Origin of the sequence: Salipaludibacillus sp. CF4.18 (assembly GCF_051262595.1) — a bacterium.
In the GTDB taxonomy this organism is placed as follows: Bacteria; Bacillota; Bacilli; order Bacillales; family Salisediminibacteriaceae; genus Salipaludibacillus; species Salipaludibacillus neizhouensis.
This window is the reverse complement of the sequence record NZ_JBIMEV010000080.1, coordinates 1-14,892: the sequence shown is the minus strand read 5'-3', so window position 1 is coordinate 14,892 and position 14,892 is coordinate 1. Positions and strand designations below refer to the sequence as shown.

Genomic DNA, 14,892 nt, shown 5'->3' with positions numbered 1-14,892 from the left:
GTTCATTCAAAATGAAGATAGATTGGACCAATGAAAGGAGAGAAACTATGGGTAAAATCGTATTTCTCATTGTGGAAGTCTTAGCTGCAGTATTAGAAGAAGTCAATCGAAGCAAGATACTGAATTAAAGTATCTTTGGTTGAAAAATGTTTTTGTAAATTCATGGGACCTTCGCGTGAATCCTAATAATCTTTAAACTTTGTCAACCAGAAGCTTATGCCCTCAAAGTAGGTTCTGTAAATAAAGATCAAAAACACAAATAAACACCGGAAAAATTTCCGGTGATCATTAAATCCTACTCGGTTCATTCATAAAGTAGTTTGGCTTGTAATAAGGATCGACTGTTGACCCCTAACTTTTTATAAATATTTTTAGCGTGTTTATTTACTGTGTGGACACTAATGAATAATTTTTTTGAAATTTCCTTATAGGTGCAACCCTTTTTCAAATAAAAACAAACCTCTTTTTCTCGCATTGTCAGTTCATTACATAGATCATTTTCTTTTATTGTTACTACTTTATCTCTTTCTATGATAATAGCATAACGGCTTTCCCTTGATAAAAATAACTCTTGATGGCCTATGATTTTAATTTTATATCCTTGAAGCCTCAGCATGGGTGAACTCAAAAAATTGTTTGAGACGTTTGATACTATTTTTCCCACAAAGTCCTCCATACTTTTATATACATTTGTTTCTCTATAAATATCCCATACTGCCTGGTTCATATAGATAATCTCATATTTTTTGTCGAGCAATATTAAGCCTGTATCACTTTCAGAAGCAAATGCCTCCAATAATTCTTTCTCTTGGCGAAGTTCTTCATATTCTCTTTCTAAGTATAATAAATTTGATACGATTGGGGAAAGGATCCGTGCCCTTTGGAAATCAACCTCCGTAAACCCTTTTTCCGATAGGGGTCTGCATATACCAAGAACACCAACAAACTTATTATGTGAATAAAATGTCATCGTCATTTTGTGGTATTGGCCGTATTTTTTCATGAATTCCTTGTAATAATCTGAGGATTTGTATTCTTCCAAAGAAATTACATCTTCCATTCGTAAAACAATGTTCTCACGGTAAAAATCTAAGTGTTTTTGGGGGTGCAAATAATCATCATTATAGAAGTAATTAACATAATCCTCTACTAAATAATCACTGAGGTTGTGGTTTGTCGGATTGGATAAGTTGCCTTTTTGGTCAATTTTCCAAAAAATTGATGAATGATACCCGAAATATTGAGATAGTAAATGCTGGAGTTCATCTGTTCCATTTTTAAAATTGACGGATAAGTCGGAAATTAATTGCATCATGCGCCCATACTCTGATTTGGACAAGTTGATTTGAGAAAGCAAACGACAGTCCCCCTTTCAATCTAGATACTAAATTAAGTACCTTTTCTATCTTTAAAGTATTTAGTATAGCCATATGCGTAAGCGCTTTCTATACTTATAATAACATTAAGACAAAATATTTTAAATAGTTGAAAAAAGGAGGAGTGAAGAATGAACAAAGGTGAATTATGGCAATTGACTGCAAAGGAATTGGCTTTTGGAATTCGAACCAAACTGATTTCATCGCGTGAGCTAGTTATCAGTTGCTTAAATCGCATTGAGGAAGTGAATCCGTTGGTTAATGCCCTTGTGGAGGTTTCCAGAGAAGAGGCGTTATCTGCGGCTGATGCAGCCGACAAGGCTGTCTCAAATGGAGAACAATTGGGCCCAATCCACGGAGTGCCAGTTTCCATAAAGATAAACAGTGACCAGGCAAATTATGCAACCACAAACGGTGTTGTTGCCTTTAAAGACAACATGGCTGATACAGACAGTCCTCAAGTTGCCAATTTAAGAAAATCGGGAGCAGTTTTAGTAGGACGAAGCAATTCTCCTGCATTCAATTTTAGATGGTTTACAAATAATGATTTGCATGGACTAACGATCAATCCCTGGAATGTTTCACGAACACCGGGTGGTTCAAGTGGTGGTGGTGCTGCAGCTGTTGCGACAGGAATGGTACCGATTGCCCACGGTAATGACAGTGGTGGATCGATTAGATACCCTGCTTATGCATGTGGAATAACTGGATTACGTCCTACAGTTGGGAGAGTCCCTCAGTGGAGCGGACCGGTGGATGTTGATCAAGTTTTATCAAATCAATTCATGTTAGTTCAGGGGCCTTTGGCACGTACCGTGGCTGACCTTCGATTGGCACTTTCGGGTATGTGTAACTTTGATCCACGTGACCCGTTGCATATGCCGGTTCCATTAGTGGGCGAGCCTCTCCAAAAGCCAATTCGTGTCGGATTATTGCGAGATGTTGGTGTAGCAAAACCTACCCCTGTGGTTAATCAAGCCTTAGATACAGCAGCAATGAATTTAACGAATGCTGGTTACCTTGTAGAAGAGGTGGAGATACCACTATTCGCTGAAGCATACAGACTTTGGTATTTACTATGTATGGAGGAGTTCCGTCAGATTATGCCTCTTGTTGAACAGGTTGGAGATGAAGGTATAAAAATGGCGGCCAAACACTATTATGCAGTTCAGCAGGATTGGTGGGGACCTAGTCCTAGTCTTAAAGATTACATGGACGGCTATGCACGTCGTGGTACTCTAATCGCACAGTTACAGCAGTTTTTACAGGAATATCCCATAATATTGCTACCGGTATCAGCTGAACAAGCGTTTGAGCAGGATGCCGATATTGTTAGCGAAGAGAGTATGCGTCGAGTTACGGCAGCACAGTGGTCAATGGTGTCAATACCAGTACTAGGATTTCCAGCTCTCGCTGTAACTACAACCATTGCAGAAGGTCTGCCCGTTGGAGTGCAGCTTCTAGGAAGAAGGTTTCGTGAGGATACTTTGCTTGAAGCGGCTGAGATTATTGAGGCTCATTCAGATGTTATTACTCCAATTGATCCTTGCTAAGGGTTAAGTAGCAAAATATATCTGTTTATCGATAATAGTTATCCGTAGATTGGTAATAAAGAAAAGTATAAAAATTGAGAAAATGGGAGGGTGGATAGTGTCATCTAAACTAGACTATTTGTTTGAGGTAAGGTCAGTATCGAAAAGCTACGGTTCCACCCAAGCTCTTTCAGATGTTACATTCACGTTAATGCCTGGAGAAACAGTTGCAGTAATTGGACAAAACGGGGCAGGAAAATCAACTTTCGCTAAGATAATAGCAGGTTCAATTCAACCTGATGAAGGTGAAATTTATGTAAAAAGCTGCAGAGTGACATTATTCCCACCTAAGAATGCTTTAAGATACGGTATTGCTTTTATTCCACAAGAACTCGCTTATGTACCGAAACTCACCGTTGCTGAAAATGTTATGCTAGGCAGAATCCCTAATCGAAAAGGATTCATATCTTATAAAGAGATGATAAAACGAACAAAACATGAGGCGAAACGTTTTGGATTAAATATTGATCCTTTGCGTAAGATGTCCTCATTGAAATTAGCAGACAAACAAATTGTAGAAATTCTTAAGGCTTTATCGAGAAGAGCGAGTGTAATTTTACTTGATGAACCTACAGCTTCATTATCAGATAATGAGAGCAAAAACCTGTTTCGTATTATCGGTAAGCTTGCGAGAGAAGAAAAGGTTGGAATTGTTTATATATCCCACCGAATGGATGAGGTATTTAATTTTAGTGATCGCATCGATGTCTTTAGAAATGGAAGACTAGTTGCTTCTGAACAGACAGCAACTAGTGATCATGAAAAATTAATCGCTCATATGCTTGGGAAACAGAGAGAACAGATTACCCTCGAGAAGTTCGAGTATCCTAGTGCTAATCCAGCTCTTTCAGTTCTAAATTGGTCTAGTCGAGGGCTACCTAGTTTATCAAATGTGACTTTTAATGTGAAAGAAAAAGAAGTAGTTAGTATCTTTGGGGTACGCGGATGTGGGGCAGAAATAGTAGCTGAAGGACTTGTTGGGCTCCAAAAAGAGATTGAAGGAGAAATAATATTAGAAGGTAAAAAGCGCAGAATTTTTCGTAACCCTTTAGAGGCTAAAAAAGCCAATGTTGCATATGTTCCAGCTGACCGAAAGAAACAAGGATTGGTATTGAAGTTGTCGATACGAAAAAATGCAACGCTTCCAATCCTAAGACTATTGTCAAACTTAGGATTAATGAACTCTTTGGAAGAGCGTAAGACAGCTGAAAAGTACACCTCACGTTTTAACACAAAATGTCAGAGTATTGAACAAAATGTATCAGAGTTGAGTGGGGGTAATCAACAGAAAGTTCTTTTGGCCGGAAGGCTTGCTATGAATCCTAAAGTACTGGTTCTCCAAGAGCCATCACGTGGTGTAGATATCGGAGCACGATTGGAAATTCATAAACAACTTAAGGAATTTGCTTCTGAAGGTACTGCAATTCTCGTTGTAACCTCTGATGTGGAAGAAGCAGTTAATATCAGCGATCGATTACTTGTTATGCGAGACGGTGCCTTGGTTGGTGAATTAAAAGGAGAAAAAATCTCACAAGATGAAGTTCTTCGGTTAGCCTCAGGAAATTTTCAGAAAAATGGAGGAGTAATTAAATGAAATTAAAGCCTGATTCTGAAACTACTATACCATCGACACTTCCGATTAAAAGAAAAAGAAAGCAGTTAACCGATGTCGCATTGCTTTTTCTATTTTATGTGATGATTCTCATTTTCTTTACGACCATTACTGATTCTTTTTTTAGTTTTTCCAATACATTAAATATTCTTGATAGTATAGCGGTGCTTGGAATAGTAGCCATTGGTCAAGCATTTACCATTATTTCAGGTGGATTCGATTTTTCAGTTGGTGGAGTAGTTCCTCTGGGTGCAGTCGTTTATGTAACCATTATAAATGCAGGAGTTAACGTACCTTTAGCGATAATAATCGTCCTAGCTGTTGGGGGAATGGTAGGTTTAATTAATGGTTTGTTGATAGGTAAGTTGAGGATTACTCCATTAATTGCGACACTTGGTACTTTTTCGGTTACGGCCGGTTTGGCGAGCGTCTTTACCGGTGGATTGACAACCGCCTTAGACAATCCAGATGCAGCCTTTCTTGCTGGCAGTTCAGTAGGAGGCATTTCTTATTATGTATGGTTGCTAATCTTACTAAGTGTATTGGGATTTATTACACTGCATTATACCGTATTCGGACGCACTCTTTATGCATTAGGAGGAAATAAGGAAGCTACCAGACTTGCAGGGATTTCAACGGATTTAATTACGATTTTAGTTTATATTATTAGTGGATCCTTGGCTGCGTTAGCAGGAATTGTTGTGGCGAGTCAATTGATGGCTGGCTCAGGGACGATGGGACTTGACACTAATTTATTATCCATTACTGCTGTTATTTTGGGAGGGGGATCTTTAGCAGGAGGGACTGGAGGAATTATTGGAACTCTTGTTGGCGTTCTTATTCTCGGTACACTTTCAAATGGTATGGCGTTAATCCAGGTTCAATCCTTTTACCAACAAATTGGAACTGGAGTCGTGCTATTAATTGCTGTCATATCAAGTCGCCTTCGTAATGACAACTCGGAGGAATAAGAATTAATTGAAGGGGAAAATACCAAATTACTCACATGAAAAGGGGAGAATTAGATGAAATTTTACAGTAAAAAGTTATTTGTCCTCACTCTCATTCTATTTATGTCATTACTTGTGGCATGTGGTGAAAACAGTAAGTCGGCAAGCTCGGATGTAAATTCAGAAAACTCAAAATATGGAGACGACCATGCAGAAAAACAAACTGAGCAAGAAGAATACTTTTTCACCTTTGCTAATGTCACAGAGTCAGGTGCGTTATTCGTTGAGTTGGGTGAAGGGGTAAAAGAAGCTGCAGAAGTATCCGGTATTAAATTGAAAACATACGATAACAAATTTGATGGTCCTGTGGCTCTACAAAACGCTAAATTAATGGTTCAAGACAAACCAGACTTAATCATCGAATATAATGGTGTGGAAGGAGTAGGTAAATCACTTGAAGCCGTGTTTAAAAATGCAAACATACCTACAATTGCGGTTAACATTCCGGTACCTGGAAGTCCATTGTTTAATCTGAGCAATGAGGATATTGGAATCGATACTGGAAAGATAGTTACAGAGATCGCCAAGGAAAAAGGTTGGACAGCAGATAATACAACAGTACTCTTGGTACAAAGTTCAAAAGGTGGATGGGAAATTAACAACAGTGTCCGTTATTTCTATGTTACCGTTGCGAAGGAAATGGGGATGCAAGAAGTTAAACCTGAAGACATTACTCCGATGACCACAACAATTGGCGAACACTTAATACAAGTTGATTCAGAGGCTACATTAGAATCAAGCTATCAAACAGTGAGGAACGTGATTCAAACTATTCCAGAAGACCGTAATATTCTTCTTTATTCCATAAATGATGATTCTTCTATAGGAGCATGGCGTGCTATTGAAGATGCCAACCGTACTGAGAAAACGTTGGTAGCGGGATTGGGTGGAAGCAAGCAAGGGTTAGATGAATTACGAAATAATGAGAATTGGGTTGCTGAAGGAAGTTTCTTTATGGGGAACTGGGGACAGTATATCATGGCGATGGGCGTAGCTATACTGAACGGTGCCGAGTTACCTGAAGTAACTCTCTCCCCTCAGGTAGTGTTCACGAAAGAAAACGTAGAAGACTATTATAATGGAGGATATGAACCAGTTGTGCTGCCAGAATTACCAGAACAGAACAAATATTTGATTGAAACAGGAGTTCTTCAAAAATTCAATAATATAGAAGGGGTGGAGTAATATTTAGTACTTAAAGAGTACTCATTCCGTAGGTAGGCCGAGCTTCTTCGCAGAACCTAAAATAAAAGATTAATTTAAACACCTTCACTAGTGGAGCGAGTATCATGAAGATATTCGTGATTCCCTGAAGGTGTTTTTTAAATAAGACTTAAACTTCTACTACTAACTATCCAAGGGGATTATTATGAAAACAATTAAACCCAATATATTAAATAAAGGAGTGTTTTTCCCTTTCGTATCGGCATCCCTCAAAGGAATTTCTCAAGTATTTTTGATTGAGAATGTCATTACCGGTTTACTAATTCTTGTTGCAATATCCATTACTTCTTTTTATTTAGGTATCATTGCTCTACTATCATCATTTATTGGCACTTTAGTTGCAAAACTTGGGGGGGGAGATAAAAAGAGTTTAAATCAAGGCTTATTAGGATTTAATTCCGTGGTGACAGGAATGGCATTAACAATATTCTTAACTGGACCTTTTGTGTGGCTTGTTGCTTTAGTTGTATCAGCCATAGCTGCAATTTTTACAGCGGCCATGAATCACTTTATGAAGAAAACAGAAATACCGATTCTTACTTCCCCCTTTATTATCCTGACATGGTTTATGCTACTTTCTACTTACAATTTTAAAAATATTAATATAAGTTCTAAATTGATGCCTCAGGATTTAACAACCTGGGAAATAAATATAGTAGGAGAAATCAACTTAATAGAAGCAATCATTCATGGGTTTGGCCAAATAGTTTTCCTAGATAACACAATATCTGGGATTTTATTATTTACTGCTGTATTTTTGGCGGGAAAAAAATTAGGATTTTATACACTCATTGGAAGTGTATCTGCTGTCATTATTGCATATGTTTTTGGAGCAGAATACACTTTAATTACTGCAGGCCTTTATGGGTATAATGCGATATTGACCATTATAGCCGTATCTGCTGTTTTTAATAGTGAACATAGCCGTTTTGCACTATTATCTGGTATAATTGCCGCTTGTTTAACAATACCTATAACAGCAAGCATTAGCATATTTCTTTTACCATATGGACTACCTACTTTAACAATGCCTTTTGTTCTTTGTACATGGTTTTTCTTAGCGGCGAGGAGGTTTTTACCGAATCTGTAAAACGGGGGGAGATTTGTAAGCTGGAATTATAATAAGTACATTTACTGGTTCGCATGATGTAAGTAAACAATCATTATGAAAACAGGAAAGAATAGCAAATTAAGAGTGGAATTTTCAAAAACAATTTTTAATTATGCTTCTTCTATTAAGAGGTCTGGATGGATGCCTGGAGAATATTATGATATTGGATTTTAGAAGAAAAGATTTTTATTTGGTGGTAATGGCGTTAATTCTATAATGAATACACTTTTTTGTTTGAGCTTATGGAATTAACGAAGCAGATTGAGAAAGGGGAATGTCCTCTCTGGTTGTCTAGAAGATATATAACTCCTGTACACTTTATTTTAGACTTACTTTTGGACAAGGCTAGGGGAATATTAAATAACCTAATGAAAGTAAATACGAAAATCACAGAAATGAAGGAATTTCAAAAGGTCTGAAACGTTACGCTAAAGAGAAATCAGAAAATGCTAAGAAAGTGATACTTAGTGCAGCATTAGCAACGGAAAACGTTGCGGTGCCTCGTTCAGAGGTCGACACAGGAAATTATAAAAGTAGCTGGGCTCATCGTGTGACTAATCAGGGGATGGGGGCAGAAGTTTGGAACAGTAGCCAGTACGCAGAGCTATTGATTCAATTCTCTCTTATTAAATGGCGAATCCTATCGTTTTAGGCAAAGTATGAAACAGAATGAAGGAGGTTAAAGAACCTGCGAAAGTTGGGATAGGGTTGCCCCTCCCCGGGGCAACCCTATCCCAACTTCCAATCTTGCCCATTGATGGCTGGACAAAAATGACACGTGGCTCACTTTTAAAGTGATCGCTGTGGCTCAATATTATATTGACAAAAAAAACAGCCTCTTCCGTTATTCCATAACGCCAGTAATATCCATTACGATGAAGATTTCCGGGTGCTGAACATTTGCAGTTAGGGTATATATCAAACAAAGGAAATTCGTTCTTTTTGCCTCTTTCACCATATTCCACTAAGTTAATACCAAAGTTATGAGAAATAATCAATCATAAAAAAACTCTCCCTTCTAATATGCAAAAAATTAGCATTATTTCAGAGAAGTATATATAGAATTCCGTAGTAATTTGGAAATTTCAGCGGTAATTACGAGGATATAAAGTGACTGTTTACACTATACCATGGAAAAGTGGATCTTCGCATTATTATGTTATTACTGCTGTATTAGTAAGAGAAGAAAATGAAGAAAGTATGTGTGAAACAAATGAAACTCATAAAAAGAGAAACGACACATTAATTGCAAGGTTTTTAAAGAGAGTATGAAGGCCCTGAGTTTATGATTTCAAATGTAGTGTGTAATAAACATGAAACTACAGGAGCGGGGCTTGTGGATAGTCAAATCTTTATGAATTACCTTTATGGATTAATGTTTAAGAAAATTTCTGTATTTTTAACGAACACTAACTCTTCTGCTAAATTGGTAATATTGTTCTACGACCTAAGAACCCTAATAACTTAGCATTTATATACGAAACAATTTTTGATGATGCAACAATTACTTGGTTAATATTTATGAACAACTTAGAGGCTCTAGTGATTATGAACTGTAACCTATAAAATGGACAGTTTATAAAAGAGACCTACGCAGCTAATAAATGACTTCGGTATTGAGCCGGGGTCATTTTTTTTAATCCCCACTGGTATCGATGACCATTATATTCTTCCATGTAGTCATCTACTTCTTGTGTTAATTGTATAAAGTTCTCGCATGCTTTGTGATCGACCATATCTTTGAAATGCCCAAAGAATGATTCCATTGGTGCGTTGTCCCAACAATTTCCCTTCCTTGACATAGATTGACGTACCCCTAGTTTTTTCACTCTGTCCTGGAACTCTGGATGAGTATAGTGAACCCCTTGATCAGAATGAAGGATAGCCTCAGGGTGAAAGATACCCATCCCTTCCTTGAGGTTGTCTAATGTTTGATAAACAATATCCATTTCTAATGACCTTGACAATTTATAAGCTAAAATCTCTTTTGTAGCTCCATCTTTCACACAGGATAAATAGGCTTTTTGACCTCGACCATAGTAAAGATAAGTAATGTCAGTTAATAACACTTTACCAAATTCTTTTTGATCAAACTTACGTTTTAGTAGGTTCGGACATGTACGGTGTTCTTGTGTCGTTTCGAGGCCGAATTTTTTCATTAAGCGTCTGACTTTCTTATGATTCATCACGACACTGTGATCATTCTCCACTATCATTTTGATTTGAAGTGCCCCTACTTTTTGATTTTTTACGAAGAAAATACTTTTAATAAGTTCAACTTCTTGAGTATCCCTTGCTTCTCGGACTTGACGGATGCCCTCTGCGCTTAACCAGGCGTAATAACCACTTCTACTTACTTCAGCTAACTGACACAGCTGGGTTAGTTCTCCCTTCAATTGATACTTTCTGATGATTTTTTCAATAAGTTCAAATTTCTCTGAAGGGGTTAATATTTCTTGTTCAACGCCTGCCTCTCTCGTTCTTCTAGCTTTTTTAAGAAGTCAATCTCAGCTTCTAAATACTTGATTCTTGTTTCTGCTTTTTTAAGTTTTTCTTCGGCAGATAACGTTTTGGAAGAGGGACGGCCCGCACTTCCTTTTCCTCTTCGCTCCGATTCGAATCCAACTTCACCAAACTGCTCAAACGTTTCGCGCCAACGCCTTAAACAACGCTTTGGTTGGTCTTTACCTATAACTTCAAGGTTAAATCCATGCTCTAGAAAGATCTGGGACGGTCCTTTTCCTGTTTTATATTCTTGAACAGCCTTTACTTTAAAATATGGTTGGTAAGAGATCGAGCGATCTGACACACGTACAACATTCGGATTCTTCTCTAGTTCTTTCATATGAAACTCTGAATATATGTTTTTACTCATGACAATTCTCCGTTCTAATGATTTATTTTATTATAAACGGGTTTATCTTATAAAAACATAAAAACCCGAATAATGAGGCACTTTTTTTAAGTGTCCATTATTCGGGTTACAGTTCATTATGCTAGAGTCTTTTTTTTACATAATGTAAGATAATTTTTATACATAGAAAGTAGTGATCAAATGGAGAAGCATCTTGATGTTATGAAGCAGAGTCTACAGCTGTCAGAGACGATGTTAGAAGGATTAACACATGTTCAGAGGCAACTTAATGAAAAGAAATACCCTGATGCATTGCAGTTGATGGATGATGTCGTAGGTGGTTTTGCATCGATTGAGAATTCAGTCGGTCCTGTTTTTGCGGACTTGATTGATACGGAGTTAGTAGAACCACACATTGGCAAGGTTCGTGAAAGTTTAGAGCGAGTGGTAACATCCCTTGAAGATCATTCTTATGGCACAGTCCAAGAGATCCTCCAATTCACGCTCATACCAAATGTGAAGAAGTTGAAAGTAGAAATGGAAAGGTTGTTTGAACCGTATCTCGTTTCTTAATTCCAATGGAAAGGAGGTGCTATGATGAATATTGCGGCACTATCGATGGCGATGAGTCAAGGAGAAGTGAAACAACAGGCTTCGGTTTCGATGATGAAGAGAGTGATAGGGCAAGCGGGTGAGCAAGTAGAAGCCCTGGACAAGCTGATCTCGACTCAGCGGATGTGCAAAAGATGGAGCAAGTAAGATACAAGAAACATTTACTATTTTTCAAGAAGCTTTGTATAGAGTCGAGGCTTCTTAGTCTGAAACAACGATGTCGCAATAAGTAGCTATCAATTTAAACAATTAGAGTAGTTATAAAGAGAAAGGTAGTCACCCTATCATAACAAGTAGGATGATTGCTTTTTTTGTTAGTCCTAGAATTTTTTATATAAATTAAAGAAGTTTCTTGTCGAAAATATACATAAATAGGTATTGTAAAAATTTTCATAATTAATAGTTTTCGACTATACTAGGAATGGGGCATAACAACAGTTTATATAAAACTAAACTTAAGAAGAAGGTGACTTTTAGATGAGTATTGATTGGACAATCGTTATAACTCATCTCCTTACACTCCTAGTTGGAGCTACGGGAGGCTATGTTATTAAATCTATAAGGATAAGTCAAAAAAACATTAACAAAACAAAAGGTAAAAATAGTCCTATTTTTAATAACGAAGGTGATGTGAAAGGCCGTTTTGGTGATCGGGAATGACTACTGGTAAAAGTACTACGAGAGGTGAGCAAAGTCCAATATATAATAATGACGGTGATGTAATTCAACATAATTTCTTCAATTCAAGAGGTGACGTCATTAATCCATATAACCTTAAAAAAGTGATAGACTTTTTGGAGTTGGAGCTAGAGGATGAGCTAGAGTTTAAACAAAATGTTGAAGATGATGATGGATTGAAGAGGATCAACATTGTAGCGAAGAATATTATTAATAAATTAGAAGAAGATGGTTGTAAAGATTACAACAATGTCATTATTGAAAGCAGCATTTATTTTAAAACTATTAAAGATATCTTATCTGATCCTCGTAATAAAAAATTAAGGAAATCATACAGTAATATTAAGAAGACAATTAATAGAAAAATACCCGAAATAAAAAGAGGAAAGTATTTTTTTAGCGAAGTGTTAAATGATATTATTGATAGGTTTTTAAATTCTAATGACATTGAGATTTTAGAGAATGAGGAAACGGTGAGTGTGGTAGTACATTTTATGTATTACATATGTCACATTGGAGAAAACGGTGATAACAGTGCTTAGACCTGATAAGTTTACAGATTTAAATAGAAGCTTAATATATGCAGTGGCTTTATTAATAAAAGTATTCAAAGAGAACGATCATAAGTGCAGTTATGGAAAGCTTTATAATGCATTAGAAAAGCAAATAGGTGATGATACCCTATATTTGTTTTTACCCGCAGTCGATTTTTTATTCTTGCTTGGCAGGGTCGACTACGATATCGAATCTGACGTCTTGGAGATGAAAATATGAAGTTATCAAGGTTATATAGCGATGATTCAAGGTTTAAAAATATAAAATTTAAAAATGGATTAAATATCATTTTTGGTTATGTCCAAGATAAAAATATAAATGATCCCCACAACCTTGGGAAAAGTGCACTTGTTCATCTGATAGACTTCATGCTACTTAAGGAAGTGAAAAAGGGAAACTATTTTAATAACAAGAAAAAGGTTTTTAAAGATCATACGTTTTTTCTAGAGCTTAAATTAAATAGTGGTGATTATTTAACAATTAGAAGATCTTTTGACAACATAACAAGAGTAGACATGAAAATACTTAATTATTCAACAGAATTATTAGAGGTTGACGAATGGGATTACACAAACTTAGTTCTCAATACTACAAGTGAAAATGTCATCGCGGCAACAGCCACTTTAAATGAAAAATTAAACTTTGATATATTAGGAGATTATGATTATCGGAAATTAGTAGGTTATTTTATTAGAACTCAAAACGATTATAGTGATGTTTTTCAATTAAAAAAGTTCTCAAGTTCTACAGACCAGGTTTGGAAGCCTTTTGTGTATGAACTATTAGGATTTGATAGTGATGTACTCTTAAAAAGATACAAATTAAATAATGAAATCGAAAGTTTGAAAATAAAAATAAGAAGTATGGAGGACTATTATAGTGCTTCAGATATAGATAGAATTAATGGTCAAATAGATATTCTAACTAGAGAAAAAGAAACGTTGGAACAAGATCTTGATTCATTTAATTTCTATTTAAATGAAAAACAGATTAGTAAAGAATTAATTAAAGAGATTGAAAACAAATCAATTTCTTTACAAAATAAAGCCTATAATTTAAGGTCTGACATTGAACTTATTGAAAACTCCTTAGCGACGAGAGAGTTTCTTGATTTTGACTATATAAAAGAGCTATTTGATGAGGTAGAGATATATTTTAGTGATCAATTAGAAAAATCATATGAAGAGTTAATAAATTTCAATAAGTCTCTACTTGAAGATAGAAGGGTACATCTGTCGAAGCTCCTCACTGACAAGAAAGCCGAGCTTAAGATAGTCGATGAAAAGCTTAAAGATATAGGGAAACAACGTTCAGATATCTTGAGCGTACTACAAGATGATGATGTGATTAATAAATATAAACATTTGAGGTCTAATTTAATTGAAAAAGAAAAGAGCATTCAAAATCTTGAGACACAAAAAGAAATAATACTACATACAAGAACTGATATTAAAGAATTAAATGAAAAGAAAAAATCCGTTGAAAAAATTAATGAAACTATTGACTCAAATATTGAAAGTGGAAACAGAGTATTAAATGATATCCGTTTTTTATTTAAGTCTTATTTTGAAAAAATAACAAGTAAGAATGGAATAATAGATATCTCAACCAATACCACATCTAATGTTGAGTTTAATGCTGGGATCATTACAGATAATGGAACCTTGACACATGAGGATGAAGGTTTTTCATACCGTAAAATGCTCTGTATGTGTTTTGATTTAGCTATTTTAAGCTATTATTCCAGTAAAAGTTTCTTTAGTTTTTTATATCATGATGGACCTTTTGAAGCATTGCACGAGAATCGTAAAGACTCCTATCTTGAATTTATTGAAGATTATTGTAAGGTAAATGATGTGCAATATGTTATTAGTTTAATAGATTCGGACGTCTCTAAGGATAAGTTAAATAAACAAGATATTGTATGTGAACTTCAACAAACTGACGACGGATCAGGAGCTTTATTCGGATTCAAGTACTAGGTCTTTTTTGAATCGATCTATAAATTCTCTTAAAATACAATGATTTACAAGGTAATAAGGCTGGTAACACTTATCCCTAAACTGCAACATTAAGAGCGGACGGAAAATTCAATAAGTATAAAAAAATAATCACCCATTTTAGCCAATCGCAGCTCAGGGTGATTATTTATTTGATCCCTCGAATCGAATGAACATCATAAACTTCATCAGATCCAAAATCCTATAAATAAAGGACAAAAGGAACACGATGTAGGGCTAGAATTCTGTACACAGTAATCCCATGCAA

Annotated in this window: 15 protein-coding genes; 13 read left to right on the top strand and 2 right to left on the bottom strand. The window is 35.9% G+C overall.

The genetic code is table 11. The features are described from left to right. Nucleotides 1–304 precede the first annotated feature (304 nt). Nucleotides 305–1,357: a LuxR C-terminal-related transcriptional regulator gene (locus ACHABW_RS24050; RefSeq protein ID WP_435759332.1), complete on the bottom strand. Its 1,053-nt coding sequence runs from the start codon at nucleotides 1,355–1,357 to the stop codon at nucleotides 305–307. 150 nt (nucleotides 1,358–1,507) lie between these two features. Here ACHABW_RS24050 and ACHABW_RS24045 point away from each other — a divergent pair, with 150 nt between their 5' ends. The 7 genes from ACHABW_RS24045 to ACHABW_RS24015 all read left to right on the top strand — a co-directional run bounded on the left by ACHABW_RS24045 (nucleotide 1,508) and on the right by ACHABW_RS24015 (nucleotide 9,197). Beyond that, nucleotides 1,508–2,929 (top strand): amidase family protein, encoded by a 1,422-nt coding sequence (locus tag ACHABW_RS24045; RefSeq protein WP_435759330.1) that lies wholly within the window; start codon nucleotides 1,508–1,510, stop codon nucleotides 2,927–2,929. A gap of 97 nt (nucleotides 2,930–3,026) precedes the next feature. Further along, nucleotides 3,027–4,562: a sugar ABC transporter ATP-binding protein gene (locus ACHABW_RS24040; RefSeq protein ID WP_435759328.1), complete on the top strand. Its 1,536-nt coding sequence runs from the start codon at nucleotides 3,027–3,029 to the stop codon at nucleotides 4,560–4,562. Continuing rightward, nucleotides 4,559–5,551, top strand: coding sequence for an ABC transporter permease (locus tag ACHABW_RS24035; protein ID WP_435759326.1), 993 nt, complete (start codon nucleotides 4,559–4,561; stop codon nucleotides 5,549–5,551). The genes ACHABW_RS24040 and ACHABW_RS24035 overlap by 4 nt, the downstream gene beginning before the upstream one ends. A gap of 54 nt (nucleotides 5,552–5,605) precedes the next feature. Then, nucleotides 5,606–6,775: a sugar ABC transporter substrate-binding protein gene (locus ACHABW_RS24030; RefSeq protein WP_435759324.1), complete on the top strand. Its 1,170-nt coding sequence runs from the start codon at nucleotides 5,606–5,608 to the stop codon at nucleotides 6,773–6,775. A gap of 184 nt (nucleotides 6,776–6,959) precedes the next feature. Continuing rightward, nucleotides 6,960–7,904 carry an urea transporter gene (locus ACHABW_RS24025; RefSeq protein ID WP_435759322.1) on the top strand — a complete coding sequence of 315 codons (945 nt, stop codon included), beginning with the start codon at nucleotides 6,960–6,962 and terminating at the stop codon, nucleotides 7,902–7,904. A gap of 478 nt (nucleotides 7,905–8,382) precedes the next feature. After that, nucleotides 8,383–8,577, top strand: coding sequence for a hypothetical protein (locus ACHABW_RS24020; RefSeq protein WP_435759320.1), 195 nt, complete (start codon nucleotides 8,383–8,385; stop codon nucleotides 8,575–8,577). A 458-nt stretch (nucleotides 8,578–9,035) separates the two neighbouring features. After that, nucleotides 9,036–9,197 (top strand): hypothetical protein, encoded by a 162-nt coding sequence (locus ACHABW_RS24015; RefSeq protein WP_435759318.1) that lies wholly within the window; start codon nucleotides 9,036–9,038, stop codon nucleotides 9,195–9,197. A 317-nt stretch (nucleotides 9,198–9,514) separates the two neighbouring features. Here ACHABW_RS24015 and ACHABW_RS24010 read toward each other — a convergent pair. Further along, nucleotides 9,515–10,800, bottom strand: a protein-coding gene (locus ACHABW_RS24010; protein ID WP_435759316.1) for an IS3 family transposase whose coding sequence is annotated in 2 segments (ribosomal slippage) — nucleotides 9,515–10,428 and nucleotides 10,428–10,800 — 1,287 coding nt in all. Because the reading frame shifts where the segments join, the coding sequence is not laid out codon by codon here. 180 nt (nucleotides 10,801–10,980) lie between these two features. Between ACHABW_RS24010 and ACHABW_RS24005 the strand changes: the two genes are divergently transcribed. The 6 genes from ACHABW_RS24005 (at nucleotide 10,981) to ACHABW_RS23980 (ending at nucleotide 14,606) form a co-directional block, all read left to right on the top strand. Then, entirely contained in the window at nucleotides 10,981–11,352 is a 372-nt protein-coding gene (locus ACHABW_RS24005) for a hypothetical protein (protein ID WP_435759314.1), read from the top strand. A 21-nt stretch (nucleotides 11,353–11,373) separates the two neighbouring features. Then, nucleotides 11,374–11,538, top strand: a complete 165-nt coding sequence (locus tag ACHABW_RS24000) for a YjfB family protein (protein ID WP_435759312.1) — start codon at nucleotides 11,374–11,376, stop codon at nucleotides 11,536–11,538. Between the two features lie 330 nt (nucleotides 11,539–11,868). Beyond that, entirely contained in the window at nucleotides 11,869–12,051 is a 183-nt protein-coding gene (locus tag ACHABW_RS23995; protein ID WP_435759310.1) for a hypothetical protein, read from the top strand. Beyond that, nucleotides 12,048–12,611, top strand: a complete 564-nt coding sequence (locus ACHABW_RS23990) for an ABC-three component system protein (RefSeq protein ID WP_435759308.1) — start codon at nucleotides 12,048–12,050, stop codon at nucleotides 12,609–12,611. Before ACHABW_RS23995 ends, ACHABW_RS23990 begins: the two co-directional genes overlap by 4 nt. Further along, nucleotides 12,595–12,843 carry an ABC-three component system middle component 8 gene (locus ACHABW_RS23985; RefSeq protein ID WP_435759306.1) on the top strand — a complete coding sequence of 83 codons (249 nt, stop codon included), beginning with the start codon at nucleotides 12,595–12,597 and terminating at the stop codon, nucleotides 12,841–12,843. The genes ACHABW_RS23990 and ACHABW_RS23985 overlap by 17 nt, the downstream gene beginning before the upstream one ends. Further along, nucleotides 12,840–14,606 (top strand): DUF2326 domain-containing protein, encoded by a 1,767-nt coding sequence (locus tag ACHABW_RS23980; RefSeq protein WP_435759304.1) that lies wholly within the window; start codon nucleotides 12,840–12,842, stop codon nucleotides 14,604–14,606. The genes ACHABW_RS23985 and ACHABW_RS23980 overlap by 4 nt, the downstream gene beginning before the upstream one ends. Nucleotides 14,607–14,892: the final 286 nt, after the last annotated feature.

Bases quoted from the DNA above. Each gene is read 5' to 3' on its own strand.
- ACHABW_RS24045 (WP_435759330.1), top strand. From the start codon at position 1,508: ATGAACAAAGGTGAATTATGGCAATTGACTGCAAAGGAATTGGCTTTT.
- ACHABW_RS24000 (WP_435759312.1), top strand. From the start codon at position 11,374: ATGATGAATATTGCGGCACTATCGATGGCGATGAGTCAAGGAGAAGTG.
- ACHABW_RS24030 (WP_435759324.1), top strand. From the start codon at position 5,606: ATGAAATTTTACAGTAAAAAGTTATTTGTCCTCACTCTCATTCTATTT.
- ACHABW_RS23995 (WP_435759310.1), top strand. From the start codon at position 11,869: ATGAGTATTGATTGGACAATCGTTATAACTCATCTCCTTACACTCCTA.
- ACHABW_RS24005 (WP_435759314.1), top strand. From the start codon at position 10,981: ATGGAGAAGCATCTTGATGTTATGAAGCAGAGTCTACAGCTGTCAGAG.
- ACHABW_RS23990 (WP_435759308.1), top strand. From the start codon at position 12,048: ATGACTACTGGTAAAAGTACTACGAGAGGTGAGCAAAGTCCAATATAT.
- ACHABW_RS24025 (WP_435759322.1), top strand. From the start codon at position 6,960: ATGAAAACAATTAAACCCAATATATTAAATAAAGGAGTGTTTTTCCCT.
- ACHABW_RS24035 (WP_435759326.1), top strand. From the start codon at position 4,559: ATGAAATTAAAGCCTGATTCTGAAACTACTATACCATCGACACTTCCG.
- ACHABW_RS23980 (WP_435759304.1), top strand. From the start codon at position 12,840: ATGAAGTTATCAAGGTTATATAGCGATGATTCAAGGTTTAAAAATATA.